The following is a 15,921-nucleotide window of genomic DNA, read 5'->3' as shown; positions in this document are numbered from 1 at the left end:
CACATCAGCCTCAATTGAAGGCGCCTATGAGTGTATCGAACAGCGCGCGCGCAACTTGAATGACCTGGGCGTTGGCGTTGTAGTACTGCTGGAACTGGATCAGGTTCGCCGCCTCCTCGTCCAGGTTCACGCCCGAGAGCGAGTCGCGGTTCTCCTGCGCCTGGCTCAGCACCGCCTCGCTGGCATCGGAGTTGACCCGCACCTGCGCGGTCAGCGAACCGACCCGCTCCACCAGTCCGCTATAGGCATCGGTATAGGTGGCGCCGGTGCTGCCGTTGCCGACCACCGGCTTGGTCTGCAGGCCGACCAGGGCCAGGGCGTTGCGGTTGTCACCGGTACCCTTGTTGTTGAAGGCCAGGCTGAAGCTGTCGCCGCTCTGCGGGGTGCCGCCCATGGTGAATTCGTAGGTGTAGCTGTTGTTGGTCGACGGGTCGGTGTAGTTCAGCCGCAGGGTGTTGGTCTGCCCCGGGGTCAGCGCCGTGGTGGACGGCGACACATAGCTCAGGGTGGCACCGGCCGGCAGGGTGCCGTTTAGGGTGTTGGTGGCCGCATCGAAGGTCAGCGCGATGCCGCTGGCGCCGAACAGGTCCTGCAGGTCGGTGACGTCGATCGGCGAGGGCCCGCTGGTCAGGGCCGGCTGGCTGATGGTGCCGGTGCCTCGGTTGTTGGTGGTCGCCTCGGCCCGCGCCGAGCCGGAGAAGGCCAGTTGGTCGGAGGTCTTGAGCACGCTCTCGAAATCAGTGGCGCCACGCCGGGTCGGCTGCAGGGTGAAGCGATCATTGGCCGCCGGCAGCGAGTCCAGCTGCACCTGGAAGCCCTGGTCGTTGCCCGCCGCGTCGGCGAAGCTCAGGGTATAGGGGCCGGTGCCGGTGACGCTGACCGTCATCGGCGCGTTGTCCGACAGGCGCGTGGCGGTGTAGTTGGTGCCGTCGAAATCCAGGCGGTAGTCGCTGGTGCCGAGCCTGCTGGTGTTGGTGATGTTCAGCGTGGCGTTGGCGGTGCCGGTGTTGTTGACGTTCGGCAGCACCCGCAACGACGCCGACTGCGGGTCGTTGATGTTGCCGAACAGCGGGCTGCCGGCACGACCGGCGGAGTCCAGGCCCTGCCCCAGCTGCTTGTTGATGGTGTCGGAGATGGTGATCGCCAGCTGGCCCAGGGCGTTGTACGACTGGTCCAGCGCGGTGTCGCGGTAGGCCAGCAGGCCACCCATCTCGCCACCGGAGATCTGCGTGGTGATGGTCTGCGAGACGCCGCCTGTGACCAGGTCGATCTGGTAGCGCGACGGGTCGTCGACGCCGGGCTTGGCCCGCAGGGTGGAGGCGGTGTTGCCCACCACCAGCGGCTGCCCGGTGCCGACAAAGAGGCTGACGCTGCCGTCGCTCTGCTCCAGGGTCTTGACCCCGATCATCTCGGAAATCTGGCGGATGGCCTCGTCACGGGCGTCCAGCAGGTCGTTGGGCTCGGCGCCGCTGGCGCGGGCCTTGGCGATGGCGTCGTTGTAGTTGGCGACGTTGGCGGCCAGGGAGTTGACCTGGGTGGTCAGCGCGCCGAGCTGGTCGTTGATCTGGCTGTTCTGCTTGTCGAGCTGGTCGTAGAGGGTATTGAAGGTGTCCGCCAGGCCCTTGGCCTGGGACAGCACCGCCTCGCGCGCGGCCACCGAGGACGGGTCCTGGGAGGCGGTCTGCAGCGAGGTGAAGAAGCTCTTCAGCGCCGGGCTGATGCCGGTGGTGGTATTGGACAGCAGGCCGTCGAGCTGTTCGATCTGGCTCTTGAAGGTCTGCAGCTCGCTGTTCTGGCTGGTGGCGGTGCGCAGCTGCGAGGTGAGGAATTCGCTGGCCAGGCGACGCACGTCGACCACCTGGCTGCCGGAGCCGATGTAGCCGCCGCCGGTGAACTGCGGGATATTCGATTGCTGCACGGCCTGCTGGCGCGAATAGCCCGGCGTGTTCACGTTGCTGATGTTGTGTCCGGTCACCGTCAGGGAGGTCTGCGAGGTGCGCAGCCCGGACAGCCCGATGGATAACAGGTCAGCCATGTCTCATCCTCATGAACGGGGCACCGTCGACTCGCCGGCCGCTACAGCCTGGTAGGTCTGCATCTGCCGGGCGATCTGGGCGACCTTGCGCGCATACTGCGGGTCGGTCGCGTAGCCGGCCTGCTGCAGTTCGCGTACGAAACGCTCAGGCTTGTCGGTTACTTCCAGTGCCTCTTGATATCGATCGTTCCCCTGCAGAAAGTTCACGTAATCGTGGAAGCTCTGCTGATAGGAATCGTATGCGCGGAACGATGCCGCTTCCTTGACGGCCTGGCCGTCCTTGAATTCGGTGGTCAGGGCGCGGGCCGACTGGCCGTCCCAGCCGTGGGACTTGATGCCGAACAGGTTGTGGCTGCTACTGCCGTCCTGCTGGCGGATGATCGACTTGCCCCAGCCGGTCTCAAGGGCCGCCTGGGCCACCAGGTAGCGCGGATCGACGCCGATGCTCTTCGCCGCTTCCTGGGCCATGGGCAGCATGGTGTCGATGAACTCCTGCGGCGAGTTGAACGCGGACTTGCCCGGCGCCAGCGGCGGCTGGGCGATGCGCCGGCCGATCACGGCGTCGTTGCCGGCAATGCGGTTGGCACTGGTCTCGGGCGCACCATAGGACTTGGCCGGCAGCCAGTCGGAGCCGGCCAGGGCCTGGCTCTGCGCCGGCGCCTGGGCAGCGCCGTCGGCAGCGCTGGCAGAGGGCACGATGCCGGCCAGCAGGCGGTCGGTGAGCTTGCTCGGCAGGCTGATGCGACGCATCGCCAGCAGCTTGGAGTCGTCGCGGCCATCGGCCGGTGCCTCGATCCTGCTGCCCTTCTGCGGCCAACTGATGCCATTGGTCTCGGCCACCTGGGCGAAGGGATTCGGGCCGGTGGACTTGGAGACGCCCTTGTTCTTGGTCAACTGGCGAGTGAGCACGTCGGACAGGCCGATGCCCTGCCCCTTGGAGATGGTCACGGCCAGCTGCTGGTCGTACATGTCCTGGTAGGTCTTGCTCTCGTTGCTGTTGAGGAAGTTGCCCTCGGCGAAGACATTGTTGGCCGAGCGCATGGCCTTCATCATCTCGTTCAAAAACAGCGACTCGAATTCCTGGGCGACCTTCTTGATGTTCGCGTCGCTGTCCCGATCCTTGCCCACCTTGAACTGGGCCATGCGGTTGAGGTCGGTGTACGCGCCGGTATCGACGGGGCTGCCTGCGCCTATACCTGCCGAGAGTCTGGAGTCCATGGCCGCCTCCTCAGATCACGATCAGGTCGGCCTGGAGGGCGCCGGCTTGCTTGAGCGCCTCGAGGATGGCCATCAGGTCGGAAGGAGCGGCGCCCACCTGGTTCACCGCGCGGACGATCTCGTCCAGGGTGGTGCCGGGGCCGAACTTGAACATCGGCTTGGCTTCCTGGTCGGCATTGACCTTGGAGCGCGGCACCACGGCGGTCTGCCCGCCGGACAGGGCGCCGGGCTGGCTGACGATGGGGTCTTCGGTGATGGTCACGGTGAGGCTGCCGTGGGTGACGGCGGCCGGCTGCACCTTGACGTTCTGGCCGATGACGATGGTGCCGGTGCGCGAGTTGATGATGACCTTGGCCACCGCCTGGCCGGCTTCCACTTCGAGGTTCTCCAGCACCGACATGTAGTCGACGCGCTGGCTCGGGTCCATCGGCGCGGTGACGCGCACCGAGCCGCCGTCCAGCGCCTGGGCGACGCCCGGGCCGAGCAGCTCGTTGAGCTTGTCGACGATGTTCTTGGCGGTGGTGAAGTCCGGGCGATTGAGGTTCAGGGTCAGGGTGTTGCCCTGGTCGAACCCGCTCGGCACCGGACGTTCGACGGTGGCGCCCGCGGGGATGCGGCCGGACGACGGAACGTTGACGGTGATCTTCGAGCCGTCGCTGCCTTCGGCGTCGAAGCCGCCGACCACCAGGTTGCCCTGGGCGATGGCGTAGACGTTGCCGTCGATGCCCTTCAGCGGCGCCATCAGCAGGCTGCCGCCGCGCAGGCTCTTGGCGTTGCCGATGGACGAGATGGTGACGTCGATGGCCTGGCCGGGCTTGGCGAAGGGCGGCAGGTCGGCGTGGATGGACACTGCCGCTACGTTCTTCAGCTGCACGTTGCCGGAGCCGGCCGGCACCTTGATGCCGAACTGCGCCAGCATGTTGTTGAAGGTCTGCAGGGTGAAGGGCGTCTGGGTGGTCTGGTCGCCGGTGCCGTTGAGGCCCACGACCAGGCCGTAGCCGATCAGCTGGTTGTTACGCACGCCCTGGATACTCGCCAGGTCCTTCAGCCGTTCGGCATGGACGGCTGTGGCGGCGAGCAACAGGCAGAGGGCAGCGGTCAGTCGTTTCATCTTCGCGATCACCTGCTCAGAACGGCCACAGCGGGCTCATGAAGAAGCGGTCGAACCATCCTGGCTGGCTGGCATCGGCGAAGGCGCCGGTACCGGAATAGGTGATGCGCGCATCGGCGATGCGGTTGGAGGAGACGCTGTTGTCGGTGCCGATGTCGTCTGCACGGACCAGGCCGGCGATGCGCACCAGTTCGTCGCCGGTGTTCAGGGTCATCCACTTCTCGCCGCGCACGGCGAGGATGCCGTTGGGCAGCACTTCGGAGACGGTGACGGTGATCGAGCCGCTGAGGCTGTTGCTCTGCCCCGCCTGGGAGTTGCCGCTGGTGTCGCGGGTGCCGCTGTAGCCGACGTCCATGGACAGGTTCTCCGCCTTGAGCGGATTGAGGCCGGTGCTGGGGTTGTCGACCCGCACGCCGCCGCCGAACAGCGAGGTCAGCCCGAGGTTGGCGGTGCTGTCCTTCTTGATCTGCGAGGTGGCGTTCTTGCTGGCCTGGGTACGCTCGTTGAGGGTGATGGTGATGATGTCACCCACACGATACGCCTTGCGGTCGTCGTAGAGATTGGTTTCGAAGCCGGCCTGATAGATGGAGCCGTTGTTCTGCGCGGCGGGCATGGGCGTGCGCGGCAGGACAGGGGCGTAATAGGGATCGTTCGGCTTGGCGGCCGGCGCGACGCACCCGGTGAGCAGGTGGGCGGCGAGCAGCGAGACGGGAAGGATCAGCCGGTTCATGACAACTTACCTCGAGGGTATTACAGGTTCTGCGAGAGGAATCCGAGCATCGAGTCGGCCGTGGAGATGACCTTGGAGTTCATCTCGTAGGCGCGCTGGGTGGTGATCATGTTCACCAGTTCCTCGACCACGCTGACGTTGGAGTTCTCCAGGGTGTTCTGCAGCACGTTGCCCAGGCCGGTCAGACCGGGGGTGCCGACCTGCGGCGCACCGCTGGAGGCGGTCTCCAGGAACAGGTTGTTGCCGATGGCCTGCAGGCCGCCGTAGTTGACGAAGTCGGCGGTCTGGATATTGCCGATCACCTGCGGCGTCGGGTTGCCGAAGGTGGTGACGGACGCGGTGCCGTCCTCGCCCACGGTGAAGGTCTGCACCTCGGCCGGCAGCACGATCGCCGGCTCCAGGGGGTAGCCCTGGGAGGTGACGACCTGGCCGTCGGAGTTCAGGTGGAAGCTGCCATCGCGGGTGTAGGCGACGGTGCCGTCCGGCATCAGGATCTGGAAGAAGCCACGGCCGTTCACCGCCAGGTCGAGCGGCTGCTCGGTGGTCTGCAGGCTGCCCTGGGTGAAGATCTTCTGGGTGCCGGCGATGCGCACACCGGTACCCAGCTGCAGGCCGCTGGGCAGTTCGCTGTCCTGGGTGCTCTGCGCGCCGGGCTGGCGGCGGATCTGGTACAGCAGGTCCTCGAACTCGGCGCGATCACGTTTGAAACCCGTGGTCGATACGTTCGCCAGGTTGTTGGAAATGGTGGTCAGGTTCATGTCCTGAGCCGCGAGGCCCGTCTTGCTGACCCAGAGTGCCGGAAGCATCTTCGTTCTCCTCGGGCGCCGGTTTCATGGCGCCGCGTACTGGTAATTAGCTGAGTTGCATGACCCGTGCCATCGCCGAAGCATCGTCTTCGGCGGTGCGCATCATCTTCACGTGCAGTTCGAACTGGCGCGACAGCGAGAGGATCGCGGTCATCTCTTCCACCGCGTTGACGTTGCTGCCCTCGAGGAAGCCGGAGGTCACCTGGACGGCGCCATCCACCGGCGCGGGCTGGCCGCTCTTGAGGCGCATCAGGCCGTCGGTGCCTTTTTCCAGCTGCTTGAGATCGGGGTTGACCAGCTTGATGCGGTCGACCTGGGCCATCACGTTCGGGGCCTCCCCCAGGGAACGGATGCTGATGGTGCCGTCGGCGCCGATCTCCACCTTCTGTTCCGGCGGGATGGCGATGGGACCGGAATTGCCGATCACCGGCAAACCGTCGCCGGTACGCAGCTGGCCGAGGGCGTCGACCTGCAGGCTGGCGGTGCGCACATAGGCTTCGCTGCCGTTGCCCGACTGCACGGCGATCCAGCCCTGGCCACCGATGGCGATGTCCAGGTCGCGACCGGTTTCCTGCATTGAGCCCGGGGTGAAGTCGGTGCCGGGGCGCTCGCTCATGGCGTAGACGCGCGCCGGAAAGGTGTCGCCGAACACGGGCATGGAACGGGCCTGCTCGTAGTCGCGACGAAAGCCCGTGGTGGAAATGTTCGCCAGGTTGTTGGCGTGGGCGCGCTGGGCCAGGGTGTTCTGGCTGGCGCCTGACATGGAGACGTACAGCATCTTGTCCATGGGGTTCTCCGAGTGGGCTTTTGACGCCCGCTGACTCTTTGCAAGCTATTCAGCAATTGCTGTGCCAGAAACGGAAAAACCAGTACAAGCCACTGATACATAAGGAAAAATACAAAAGAAAAAGGCCCGAGCAAGGGGCCTTCGAATGCCGTGGCGGCGAGGGGCTGCCGCCAGCGGCAAGGTCCTTGCCGCCCGATGACCCGGGCGGCAAGCACCACTCAACGCAGGTTGATGATGGTCTGGGTGACCGCGTTCTCGGTTTCGATGGTCTTGGCGTTGGCCTGGTAGTTGCGCTGCGCCACGATCAGGTCGACCAGCTCGGTGGAGATGTCGACGTTGGAGGCCTCCAGCGCTCCGGACTGCAGGGCGCCCAGGGTGCCGGAACGCGGGGTGCCGATGACCGGCTCGCCGGATTCGGAGGACTGCACCCAGGAGGTCTTGCCCACCGGGGTCAGGCCCTGGACGTTGGCGAAGTTGGCCAGCACCACCTGGCCCTGGATCTTCGACTGGCCGTTGGTGTAGCGGGCGAAGATGTTGCCCTCGTCGTCGATCTCCAGGCCCGACAGCTGGCCGGTGGTGTAGCCGTCCTGGGCGACCTTGGTCACCGCGAAGGCGCTGGAGAACTGGGTCGAGCCGCGGATATCGAAGCTGATGGTCGGCGCGGCGGCGGCGCCGTTGGCGCTCCATACCGGCGGAGTGGCGCCGTTGGACTGCGCCGGCACCCAACCGGTGATGCCCAGGGTGCCGTCGGCGTTGACGGTGAAGCCGCCCGTGCCGGTGAAGGTGCTGGTGTCGAGCTGGCCGGAGCTGGTGAAGCCCACCGTGGTGCTGATCGGCGCGGTGCTGGCCGGGTTGGTCGGGTTGCGACCGTCGATCAGCACGTTCATGGTCCAGGAGTTGGCCGGGGTGGCCGACTTGACGAAGTACTGGGTCATGACGTGGGCGTTGCCCTGGGCGTCATAGATGTTCACCGAGGTCGACGAGTTGTAGGTGGTCGGGTCGGCCGGGTCGAACGGCGTCTTGGTCGGCACCGTGTTGGTGGAGTTGAGGTTGAACGGCTGGGTGATGGTGGTGGTGGCCTTGGGCTGCTGGTTGTTGGTCTGGATCACCAGGTCGCCGACCACGCCACTCTGCAGCGCACCATTGGCATCCACCGAGTAGCCCTGCAGGCGATAGCCGTTGTTGTCGACGATGTAGCCGTTCTTGTCGGTGCCGAAGTAGCCGGCGCGGGTGTAACTGATGGCGCCGTTGTTGCTGGTGATGAAGAAGCCGTTGCCGTTCACCGCCAGGTCGAGGGCGTTCTCGGTGTAGTCGATGGTGCCCTGGTTGTAGAGCTGGGCGACGTTGCCCAGCAGCACGCCGCTGCCGATGGTCTTGCTGCCGGAACCGAGCACGGAGGCCGAGTACAGGTCCTGGAACTCGCCACGGGATTGCTTGAAGCCGACGGTGCCGGCGTTGGCGATGTTGTTGCCAGTGATATTGAGGTCACTGGAGGCGGCACGGATGCCGCTGAGTCCGATATTGAACGACATGGGATGCTCCTGTAACGCCGGCGCCGCCGACGATTATTGACCGATGACCTTGACCTTGGAGAGTGCGACGCTGCCCAGCCCGGCGAGGTTGAGCGTCATCTCGGCGCCATTCAGGCCGAGGGTGACGCTGTCCACGTTCGCCGGCAGGTTGGTGGACATCGCCACCGTCTTGCCGTCGATGGCCGCCTCGGCCTGGAAGGTGTAGGTACCGTTCGGCGCGACGTTGCCGCTCGAATCCTTGCCGTCCCACATGAAGCTGACCTGGCCGGCATTCTGGGCGCCCAGGTTGATGCGGTTGACGGTGTTGCCCTTGCTGTCCAGCACGTTGACGTAGACGTTGGTGCTGGCGCCGGTGAGGTTGATGCTGCCCTTCATGGTCTCGCTGGTGTCCACCACCGCCTTGTTGGTGGTGACGATGACCTTGCGGCCGACCAGGGAGGACGCCTGCAGCGCCTGCGAGGACTGGGTGCTGGAGAGGATGCTCTCGACGCTGGTATTCAGGTTGTCGAGGCCTTCCACGGTACTGAACTGGGCCAGCTGCGCCACGAACTCGCTGTTGGTCTGCGGGTCCAGCGGGTTCTGGTTGTTCATCTGGGCCACCAGCAGCTGCAGGAACTGGTCCTTGCCCAGCGAGCTGTCCTTGGTCTTGTCGTTGTCCTTGAGCTTGTACTGGTCGAGGACCGAGCTGCTCGAAGTTCCGCTTACGCTGTCAACGCTCATCTTGTTCCCTCACTCGCGCCTTACTGACCCAGGGTCAGCACGCGCTGCATCATCTGCTTGGCGGTGTTCATCATTTCGACGTTGGTCTGGAAGGCGCGGCTGGCGGAAATCATGTCGGCCATCTCTTCCACCACGTTGACGTTGGGGTAGTACACGTAGCCATCGGCGTTGGCGGCCGGGTGGTTCGGCTCGTAGCGCGGAGTCAGGGCGCTCTGGTCTTCGATCACACCGAGCACCTGCACGCCACGACCGGATTCGTCCTCGCCGGCGAACAGCGAGCCGCTGCTGCCGCCCTCGCTGTTGAGCTGGCTCTGGAACATGGTCGAGAAGACCGGGTGACGGGCACGGTAGGTCTGGTTGATGCTGGAAGACACCGTCTCGGCGTTGGCGATGTTGCTGGAGATGGTGTTCAGGCGAGTGCTCTGGGCGCTCATGCCGGTGCCGGCAATGTTGAAGACGCTGGACAGTGACATGGTGGTGATCTCCGTTATTCGCCGCGCAGGGCGCTGACCAGCCCTTTGAACTTGCTGTTGAGCAGGGTGAAGCTGGCCTGGAACTGCATGGAGTTCTCGGTGTAGGTCGATTGTTCCTGCTGCAGGTCGACGGTGTTCTGGTCGATCGAGGGCTGGAACGGAATCCGGTACTTGAGGCTTTCGTCGAACAGGCTGGCGCCTTCGGCGGCGATGTGGCGCTCGTTGGTCAGGTTGGCATGGAAGGTGCCCTTGCTGTTCTCCACCTGCTGCTGGAGCACGGCCTTGAAGTCCAGGTCACGCGCCTTGTAGTTGGGCGTGTCGGCGTTGGCGATGTTGTTGGCCAGCACTTCGGCACGCTGGGTGCGGAAGCTGAGGGCCTTTTCATGGATGCCAAGGGCGCTTTCGAAGCTGATGCTCATGTCTCTGACCTTTGCCGAGTGGCAGTTCGGTTTGTCTGCCTGACATTCAGCAAAGGCTGTGCCAACTTTTAAAACCCTTTATTTTCAATGGCTTGAGATAAATCCGAGCGGCAATCGAAGCGGCAACGGCAAGGCATTACCGCTTTTGCCGGTGCCGACGGCAACGCGGATGGGCGATCTTGCCGCTGGGCGGCAATGGCCGCCAGCGGTGATCGCCGCCCTGCCCTCTCCTTTTGCCCACGTGGTCTAGGCTTTGGTTTCCGCTTGGCGGCAGCCGCTGCGCAACGCCGCCATCGCCCCTTGATCGACGAACCCGAGGAGATCGAAATGCCCATCGAAAAAGCCCTGTACCGCGCCTACGCCGAAGCCTACGGCGGCCGTGAAGGCCGTGCCGTTTCGTCCGATGGCGTACTGGATGTGAAGCTGACCACGCCCAAGGAACTGGGCGGGCCGGGAGGTGAAGGAACCAACCCCGAGCAGTTGTTCGCGGCCGGCTATTCGGCGTGCTTCCTCGGTGCCATCAAGTTCGTGGCCGGCAAGGAGAAGGTCGCCCTGCCGGACGACGCGTCCATCGAAGGCATCGTCGGCATCGGCACGCTGCCCACCGGTTTCGGCATCGAGGTGGAGCTGCGCATCTCCCTGCCGGGCGTCGACAAGGCCGTGGCCAAGGACCTGATCGACAAGGCGCACGTGGTGTGCCCCTACTCCAACGCGACCCAGGGCAACATCAATGTGACCCGCACGCTGGTTTGAGGGCACGCGCCACCGCCGCGACACAAATGAAAAGGGAGGCTTTCGCCTCCCTTCCTCATTTCATCCGCGGGTCACTTGACCTTGTAGATGATCCCCGGGCTGCACTGCACCATCTGGTACAGGTCCGGCAGGCCGTTGAGCGCCTCGGACGCACCCAGGAACAGGTAGCCACCGGGTTTCAGCGTGGCGTGGATGCGCGTGAGGATGTCCTTCTTCACCTCGGCGGAGAAGTAGATCAGCACGTTGCGGCAGAAGACGATGTCGAACTTGCCCAGTGCCGCGTAGCTGTCCAGCAGGTTCAGCGGGCGGAACTCGACACGGTTGCGGATCGCCGGCTTGACCACCCAGCGCCCCGGCCCTTTGGGGTCGAAGTAACGGGTCAGGCGCTCCTGGGAGAGCCCGCGCCCCATCGCCAGGCTGTCGTACTCGCCGGCCTTGCAGGCGGCGAGCATGGCGCTGGACAGGTCGGTGGCGACGATGCGCACGCCGGCCTTGAGCTGGCCGAGGTTGGTCTTCTCGAATTCGTCGATCGCCATGGACAGGGAGAACGGCTCCTGCCCGGACGAACTGGCTGCCGACCAGATGCGCAGCGGCTGGTTGGGCGAGGCCTTGATCATCTCCGGCAGCACCCGGCTCTTCAGTACCTCGAAGGGATAGGTGTCGCGAAACCACAGGGTCTCGTTGGTGGTCATGGCATCGACGACCTGCTCGCGCAGGCCGCCACGGGGGGAACCCTGGATCTTCTGGATCAGCTCCCCCAGGGTCTTGATGCCGTTCTGCTCCATCAGCTTGTTAAGGCGGCTGGATACCAGGTACTGCTTGTTGCTTCCCAGCAGGATGCCGCAGGTTTTTTCCAGGAAGGTCCGGAACTGCTCGAAATCCAAGTTACCTGAAGACACTAGGCCCGCCTCATTCATATCTGTTTCCTGGGGGAGTCATCCCTCAGCCGCCATCAGCGATTCTGATCCGCTCGATCACCCGCGCCGCCAGATCGTCGGGTCGGAACTTGGCGAGGAAATCATCCGCGCCGACCTTCTTCACCATCGCCTGGTTGAACACGCCGGAGAGCGAAGTATGCAGGAGGATGTGCAGTTTCTGCATTCTCGCATCGCCTCGGATCTCCGCCGTCAGCGTGTAGCCGTCCATTTCCGGCATCTCGATGTCGGAAATGATCATCAGCAACTCCTTCTCCGGCGCCTTGCCCTGCTCGACCATGTCGTGCAGGTAGTTGTACGCCTGGCGGCCGTCGTTGAGCGCCGTGACCTCGACGCCCACCGTCTCCAGGCAGCGGATCAGCTGCTTGCGGGCCACCGACGAGTCGTCGACGATCAGCACCCGCTTGGTGACGGCACTGGCCTGGGTGTTCTGGTCGATCACGCCCTCGGAAATGACTTCGGAAGTCGGTGCGACCTCGGCGAGGATCTTCTCCACGTCGATGATCTCCACCAGGTTCTTGTCGACCCGGGTAACCGCGGTCAGGTAGTGCTCACGACCGGTCCCCTTGGGTGGCGGATGGATCTCCTCCCAGTTCATGTTGACGATGCGCTCCACCGAGCGCACCAGGAAACCCTGAACCTTGGTGTTGTATTCCGTGATGATGACGAAGCTGTTCTTCAGGTCATCCAGCCCACGTCGACCGGTGGCCATGGCCAGGTCGAGGATGGGAATGGTACCCCCGCGGATGTTGGCCACGCCGCGGACCACAGGGCTCGACTTGGGCATGATGGTGAGCTTGGGGCATTGCAGCACCTCCTTCACCTTGAACACGTTGATCCCGTAGAGCTGGGTCCCATCCAGCCGGAACAGCAGCAACTCCAGCCGGTTCTGACCGACCAGTTGCGTACGCTGGTTAACCGAATCCAATACACCGGCCATGCCAGGACTCTCCCGTTATTAGCTTCAGCACGCTTCGCCTTAGAGTAGCAGGCGGCACGGGCCTTGCTTTTGATCTTGATATGAACGCTATGACGACGATTTTCCGACACACGATGGCACAACGCCGCCATCTTTTTAAGGCTCTTTTACTTGTTTTGCTCGGCCTCGGCCATAACGGCGCCTCGGCTGAGGAACTCACTTCGCCCGAAGTCCTTATCGGCTCCACCCAAGGCTTTCTTGAGTTCACGGTGGAGGATTATCTGCAGACCAACAATATCCAGGGTCGTTACGACATTCAGATCAACCGTCTCGACCCGCGCCTGCGTCTGGCCGCCTGCGACAGGGAATTGACGGTCGCACTGGAAAGCCCGGCACAACCCATCGGCCGGGTCACCGTCAGCGTGCGCTGCGAAGGCAGCACGCCGTGGAGCATCTACGTCCCCGCGCAGGTGCGGCTGTTCCGGGAAGTAATAGTAGTAGCCCGTCCGTTGCGCAGGGGGGCGGTCGTCACCTCGGATGACTACAACCTGGTGGAACGCGAGGTGGGCCTGCTCAACCAGGGCTACCTCACCGACCCCGCACAGGCCGAGGGCTTCAAGCTGACCCGCGCCGTGGTCGCCGACCAGGTGCTGGCGCCGGTGCACCTGGAGACCGCCGAGGTGATCCGCAAGGGCGACCAGGTGGTGATCACCGCCAGGAGCAGCAGCATCAGCGTGCGCATGCCCGGCGAGGCCTTGACCGATGGCTCGCCGGGGCAGCAGATAAGAGTGCGCAACCTGCAGTCCAAGCGCGTTGTCAAAGCTCGGGTGGTAGGCCCGGGCCAGGTCGAAGTCTCAATGTAGGCACGGGTTTTGTATGTACATACGTCATGTCGTGTAAAGTGCCGTTCCGACGTCACTTCCAGGCCCGGAAAAAAAGTCCGGAAATTTGCCTAAAGTTTCATTAGGCATGGCCGATAGCGTCGGTAAGCGTCCAAACACCCAGAGGTTCTGCATCATGGTCATCGACTTCAACCGGCTGAATAACGCCGCTACGCCGCCCGGTACGGGCCGTACGAGCAACGCCCAGGCCGGCGGCAAGAACGAAGCCGTCTCCAGCTCGACGACTCCGTCGCAGGCTGCCACCACCGACGCGGCCAAGACCGCCAAGACCGCCAAGACCGGTGAGAACGTGCAGCTCAGCAGCGATGCGCAGAACCTGCAGAAAGCCACCGACAAACTGCGTGACCTGCCCACCGTGGACAAGGAGCGCGTCGAAAAAATCAAACAGGCCATTGCCGACGGCTCCTATCAGGTAGACAGTCAGCGCGTGGCCAGCAAACTGCTCGACTTCGAATCCCAGCGCTAGTCCCATGGCAGCGCTGGGGACATTGGACGCCCAATCCCCAGAGCCCGCGATGCAAGACACTATCCTGCTCGACCTGTTCACCAACGATATCGGCCACGCCCAGCGTCTGCTTGAGCTGATCGATACCGAATTCAAGGCCCTCACCGAGCGTGACCTGGGCCATCTCGAAAAGATCCTCGCCGACAAGCAGCCCTTGCTCGCCCTGCTCGATGCCCATGGCAAAGAGCGCACCGAAGCCCTCCTCGCGCTGGACCTGACCGCCGACCGTTCCGGCCTGCACAGGCTCGCCAAAACCTCGCCGCTGGGGGCCGACCTGATCGCCCGCAGCGAGGAATTGAGCGCCGTGCTCGAGCAGTGCCAGACCGCCAACCAGCGCAATGGCCGGCTGATTCGAGCGAATCAGGCCTCCGTTGGCAGCACCCTGGCGATTCTGCGTGGTCAGGATGCTCCCAGCCTCTATGACAGCCGTGGTGGTGCCGCTAAAATCCCGCGACAGCGCCCGCTCAGCCAGGCCTGATAACAATAAGGGTACGACGACATTACCGGCACGATGCCAGTATGCTAGTGCCGGAAGTCATTCGTGCTTGGAGAGTCCTGGACCGTGTCCAATGCGTTTATCGAAGAAGATGGCCCCCAACCACCCAAGGTGCTCAAGGCGCCGGTGGAGATCCTTGCCAATCTTCGTCTGCTGCAGCAAAACCACGACCCGCTGATCATCACCTTCAACGAGCGCAGCCAGCGCTTCCAGACCTACCTCGTCGAGATCGACAAGGACAAGAAGATGCTGGCCCTCGACGAGATGATCCCAAACGACGGTGAACGATTCCTGCGCAACGGCGAGAGCTTCCGCCTGGAAGGTTTCCGCGACGGCGTGCGCATCGCCTGGGAATGTCCACAGCCCGTGCGTGTCGGGGAGTTCGAAGGTGACGCCTGCTACTGGTGCCCGCTCCCCGATGAGGTGATCTACCACCAGCGTCGCAACGCCTTCCGCGCCCCGCTGATGCTCAGCCAGCTGGCGGTGGTGGAACTGGCCGGCGACAAGCTGCCCAAGGGCCTGCCCGGGCACATGCTGGATATCTCCGCCACCGGCTGCAAGCTGCGCTTCCCGGGCGACCTCACCAGCCGTTTGCAACCCGGCCAGGTCTACGAACGCTTCAGCGCCCAGCTGCCGGTCGGCACCCTGGTCGCCGCCGTCGAACTGCGCCACGCCAGCTACGACGAAAAGCTCGACATGACCTTCGTCGGCATGCGCTTCTACCGCTCAAGCGGCCAGGAACAGCGCCTGATCGAACGCTTCGTCTACCAGCTGCAGCGCGAAGCCCGGCGCTTCGACAAGGACGACCTGTTCTAGCCAGTCGCACCGCTCGCCTCGCGAGCGGTGCACTTCCCTCACGGCACGCGCACCTCTATCCCGAGCTCCGCCAGGCGCGGCAGGTGCTCCGGCCGGTCCAGCGCCCACATCACCGGCAACAGGCCATGGCTCCATTCCAGCTCCTGCAGGCGTTCGCAGGTGAGCGCCAGCAGCCGATCGCTGCCCCAGGGCATCGCCTCGAACAGCCGTGGATCGACCCGGCGCAGGCCCAGCAGCACGTAGCCACCTTCCTCCGTCGGCCCGAGCACCGCCTGATGTTGCTGCAAGGCCTCGCAGGCCGCTGCCAGGTAATCCGCATCCAGTGCCGGGCTGTCATGACCGAACAGCACCACCGCATCGCTCTCCGCCAGGCCCAGCGCGGCGATGCGGCGCATGCGCTCGCCCAGGTCGCCCGCCGGCTGGCCGACCACGGTCCAGCCCAGCTCGCCGGCAAGACCCGAAAGCGCCTCGTCGGGACCATCGTCCAGCCACAGGAAGCGCTCGCCGAACCCCGCCACCGGCAGGCCCAGCGTCCGCTCGACCAACTGCCGCTGCAGGAGACTCGCGCCCTCCTCGCCCAGCACCGGCACCAACCGGTTCCTGACGCTGCCGGGCTGCGGCGCCCGGGCCAGCAGGTGCAGGGAAATGCTCAAGCTCATGGTCAGCCCTCCTCGGTCCGGTAGCGGGCGCGCAGCAGCGAGCGCCCGGGCGAGTAGTTCCGACAGCGGCGAGCGGCATTGATTCGGCGCCGATGGAGGACGCCC

Annotated in this window: 18 protein-coding genes; 5 read left to right on the top strand and 13 right to left on the bottom strand. The window is 64.4% G+C overall.

Features of this window, described 5'->3' with window-relative positions; translation table 11 throughout:
* Positions 1 to 10 precede the first annotated feature (10 nt).
* From flgK to flgB, 10 genes are all read right to left on the bottom strand, one after another.
* Positions 11 to 2,035, bottom strand: a complete 2,025-nt coding sequence (gene flgK, locus WFQ67_RS11415) for a flagellar hook-associated protein FlgK (protein WP_337056927.1) — start codon at positions 2,033 to 2,035, stop codon at positions 11 to 13.
* A 9-nt stretch (positions 2,036 to 2,044) separates the two neighbouring features.
* Positions 2,045 to 3,253 carry a flagellar assembly peptidoglycan hydrolase FlgJ gene (gene flgJ, locus WFQ67_RS11410; RefSeq protein WP_337056925.1) on the bottom strand — a complete coding sequence of 403 codons (1,209 nt, stop codon included), beginning with the start codon at positions 3,251 to 3,253 and terminating at the stop codon, positions 2,045 to 2,047.
* A 10-nt stretch (positions 3,254 to 3,263) separates the two neighbouring features.
* Positions 3,264 to 4,373 (bottom strand): flagellar basal body P-ring protein FlgI, encoded by a 1,110-nt coding sequence (locus tag WFQ67_RS11405; protein WP_416367176.1) that lies wholly within the window; start codon positions 4,371 to 4,373, stop codon positions 3,264 to 3,266.
* Positions 4,374 to 4,380: 7 nt separating this feature from the next.
* Positions 4,381 to 5,094, bottom strand: coding sequence for a flagellar basal body L-ring protein FlgH (flgH, locus tag WFQ67_RS11400; protein WP_021220622.1), 714 nt, complete (start codon positions 5,092 to 5,094; stop codon positions 4,381 to 4,383).
* A gap of 20 nt (positions 5,095 to 5,114) precedes the next feature.
* Positions 5,115 to 5,900, bottom strand: a complete 786-nt coding sequence (gene flgG / locus WFQ67_RS11395) for a flagellar basal-body rod protein FlgG (protein WP_111260919.1) — start codon at positions 5,898 to 5,900, stop codon at positions 5,115 to 5,117.
* Between the two features lie 46 nt (positions 5,901 to 5,946).
* Positions 5,947 to 6,687 carry a flagellar basal body rod protein FlgF gene (locus WFQ67_RS11390; protein WP_173177718.1) on the bottom strand — a complete coding sequence of 247 codons (741 nt, stop codon included), beginning with the start codon at positions 6,685 to 6,687 and terminating at the stop codon, positions 5,947 to 5,949.
* A 218-nt stretch (positions 6,688 to 6,905) separates the two neighbouring features.
* Positions 6,906 to 8,219, bottom strand: coding sequence for a flagellar hook protein FlgE (gene flgE, locus WFQ67_RS11385; RefSeq protein WP_173177716.1), 1,314 nt, complete (start codon positions 8,217 to 8,219; stop codon positions 6,906 to 6,908).
* A 33-nt stretch (positions 8,220 to 8,252) separates the two neighbouring features.
* The gene (gene flgD, locus WFQ67_RS11380) at positions 8,253 to 8,939 is read right to left on the bottom strand and encodes a flagellar hook assembly protein FlgD (RefSeq protein ID WP_213625479.1); all 687 of its coding nucleotides are present in this window, start codon (positions 8,937 to 8,939) and stop codon (positions 8,253 to 8,255) included.
* A 20-nt stretch (positions 8,940 to 8,959) separates the two neighbouring features.
* Positions 8,960 to 9,412, bottom strand: coding sequence for a flagellar basal body rod protein FlgC (gene flgC, locus WFQ67_RS11375; RefSeq protein ID WP_173177714.1), 453 nt, complete (start codon positions 9,410 to 9,412; stop codon positions 8,960 to 8,962).
* A gap of 14 nt (positions 9,413 to 9,426) precedes the next feature.
* Positions 9,427 to 9,831, bottom strand: a complete 405-nt coding sequence (gene flgB / locus WFQ67_RS11370) for a flagellar basal body rod protein FlgB (protein WP_213625481.1) — start codon at positions 9,829 to 9,831, stop codon at positions 9,427 to 9,429.
* 327 nt (positions 9,832 to 10,158) lie between these two features.
* Between flgB and WFQ67_RS11365 the strand changes: the two genes are divergently transcribed.
* Positions 10,159 to 10,584: an organic hydroperoxide resistance protein gene (locus WFQ67_RS11365; protein WP_173177710.1), complete on the top strand. Its 426-nt coding sequence runs from the start codon at positions 10,159 to 10,161 to the stop codon at positions 10,582 to 10,584.
* Positions 10,585 to 10,655: 71 nt separating this feature from the next.
* Here WFQ67_RS11365 and cheR read toward each other — a convergent pair whose 3' ends face one another.
* On the bottom strand, positions 10,656 to 11,483 hold the full coding sequence (cheR, locus tag WFQ67_RS11360; RefSeq protein WP_173177708.1) for a protein-glutamate O-methyltransferase CheR: 828 nt from the start codon (positions 11,481 to 11,483) through the stop codon (positions 10,656 to 10,658).
* A 43-nt stretch (positions 11,484 to 11,526) separates the two neighbouring features.
* Entirely contained in the window at positions 11,527 to 12,459 is a 933-nt protein-coding gene (locus tag WFQ67_RS11355) for a chemotaxis protein CheV (RefSeq protein ID WP_111260926.1), read from the bottom strand.
* Between the two features lie 155 nt (positions 12,460 to 12,614).
* On the opposite strand from WFQ67_RS11355, the gene flgA reads away from it, so the two are divergent.
* From flgA to WFQ67_RS11335, 4 genes are all read left to right on the top strand, one after another.
* Positions 12,615 to 13,301, top strand: coding sequence for a flagellar basal body P-ring formation chaperone FlgA (gene flgA, locus WFQ67_RS11350; RefSeq protein ID WP_442969586.1), 687 nt, complete (start codon positions 12,615 to 12,617; stop codon positions 13,299 to 13,301).
* A gap of 154 nt (positions 13,302 to 13,455) precedes the next feature.
* On the top strand, positions 13,456 to 13,806 hold the full coding sequence (flgM, locus tag WFQ67_RS11345; RefSeq protein ID WP_337056922.1) for a flagellar biosynthesis anti-sigma factor FlgM: 351 nt from the start codon (positions 13,456 to 13,458) through the stop codon (positions 13,804 to 13,806).
* A gap of 49 nt (positions 13,807 to 13,855) precedes the next feature.
* Entirely contained in the window at positions 13,856 to 14,323 is a 468-nt protein-coding gene (locus WFQ67_RS11340; protein WP_337056920.1) for a flagella synthesis protein FlgN, read from the top strand.
* An 84-nt stretch (positions 14,324 to 14,407) separates the two neighbouring features.
* Positions 14,408 to 15,157, top strand: a complete 750-nt coding sequence (locus WFQ67_RS11335) for a flagellar brake protein (RefSeq protein WP_213625485.1) — start codon at positions 14,408 to 14,410, stop codon at positions 15,155 to 15,157.
* A 38-nt stretch (positions 15,158 to 15,195) separates the two neighbouring features.
* Here WFQ67_RS11335 and WFQ67_RS11330 read toward each other — a convergent pair whose 3' ends face one another.
* The gene (locus WFQ67_RS11330) at positions 15,196 to 15,816 is read right to left on the bottom strand and encodes a TIGR04282 family arsenosugar biosynthesis glycosyltransferase (protein ID WP_213625486.1); all 621 of its coding nucleotides are present in this window, start codon (positions 15,814 to 15,816) and stop codon (positions 15,196 to 15,198) included.
* Between the last annotated feature and the right edge of the window lie 105 nt (positions 15,817 to 15,921).

The sequence above is a fragment of the Pseudomonas sp. USHLN015 genome (assembly GCF_037153275.1).
Taxonomy (GTDB): domain Bacteria; phylum Pseudomonadota; class Gammaproteobacteria; order Pseudomonadales; family Pseudomonadaceae; genus Metapseudomonas; species Metapseudomonas tohonis.
Note: the sequence above shows the minus strand (reverse complement) of the source record. Positions and strands in the feature narration are given on the sequence as shown.

Excerpts from the sequence above, each read along its gene's own strand:
- flgK (WP_337056927.1), bottom strand. The coding sequence starts at position 2,035 with ATGGCTGACCTGTTATCCATCGGGCTGTCCGGGCTGCGCACCTCGCAG.
- flgJ (WP_337056925.1), bottom strand. The coding sequence starts at position 3,253 with ATGGACTCCAGACTCTCGGCAGGTATAGGCGCAGGCAGCCCCGTCGAT.
- flgH (WP_021220622.1), bottom strand. The coding sequence starts at position 5,094 with ATGAACCGGCTGATCCTTCCCGTCTCGCTGCTCGCCGCCCACCTGCTC.
- flgG (WP_111260919.1), bottom strand. The coding sequence starts at position 5,900 with ATGCTTCCGGCACTCTGGGTCAGCAAGACGGGCCTCGCGGCTCAGGAC.
- WFQ67_RS11390 (WP_173177718.1), bottom strand. The coding sequence starts at position 6,687 with ATGGACAAGATGCTGTACGTCTCCATGTCAGGCGCCAGCCAGAACACC.
- flgE (WP_173177716.1), bottom strand. The coding sequence starts at position 8,219 with ATGTCGTTCAATATCGGACTCAGCGGCATCCGTGCCGCCTCCAGTGAC.
- flgD (WP_213625479.1), bottom strand. The coding sequence starts at position 8,939 with ATGAGCGTTGACAGCGTAAGCGGAACTTCGAGCAGCTCGGTCCTCGAC.
- flgC (WP_173177714.1), bottom strand. The coding sequence starts at position 9,412 with ATGTCACTGTCCAGCGTCTTCAACATTGCCGGCACCGGCATGAGCGCC.
- flgB (WP_213625481.1), bottom strand. The coding sequence starts at position 9,831 with ATGAGCATCAGCTTCGAAAGCGCCCTTGGCATCCATGAAAAGGCCCTC.
- WFQ67_RS11365 (WP_173177710.1), top strand. The coding sequence starts at position 10,159 with ATGCCCATCGAAAAAGCCCTGTACCGCGCCTACGCCGAAGCCTACGGC.
- WFQ67_RS11355 (WP_111260926.1), bottom strand. The coding sequence starts at position 12,459 with ATGGCCGGTGTATTGGATTCGGTTAACCAGCGTACGCAACTGGTCGGT.
- flgM (WP_337056922.1), top strand. The coding sequence starts at position 13,456 with ATGGTCATCGACTTCAACCGGCTGAATAACGCCGCTACGCCGCCCGGT.
- WFQ67_RS11340 (WP_337056920.1), top strand. The coding sequence starts at position 13,856 with ATGCAAGACACTATCCTGCTCGACCTGTTCACCAACGATATCGGCCAC.
- WFQ67_RS11330 (WP_213625486.1), bottom strand. The coding sequence starts at position 15,816 with ATGAGCTTGAGCATTTCCCTGCACCTGCTGGCCCGGGCGCCGCAGCCC.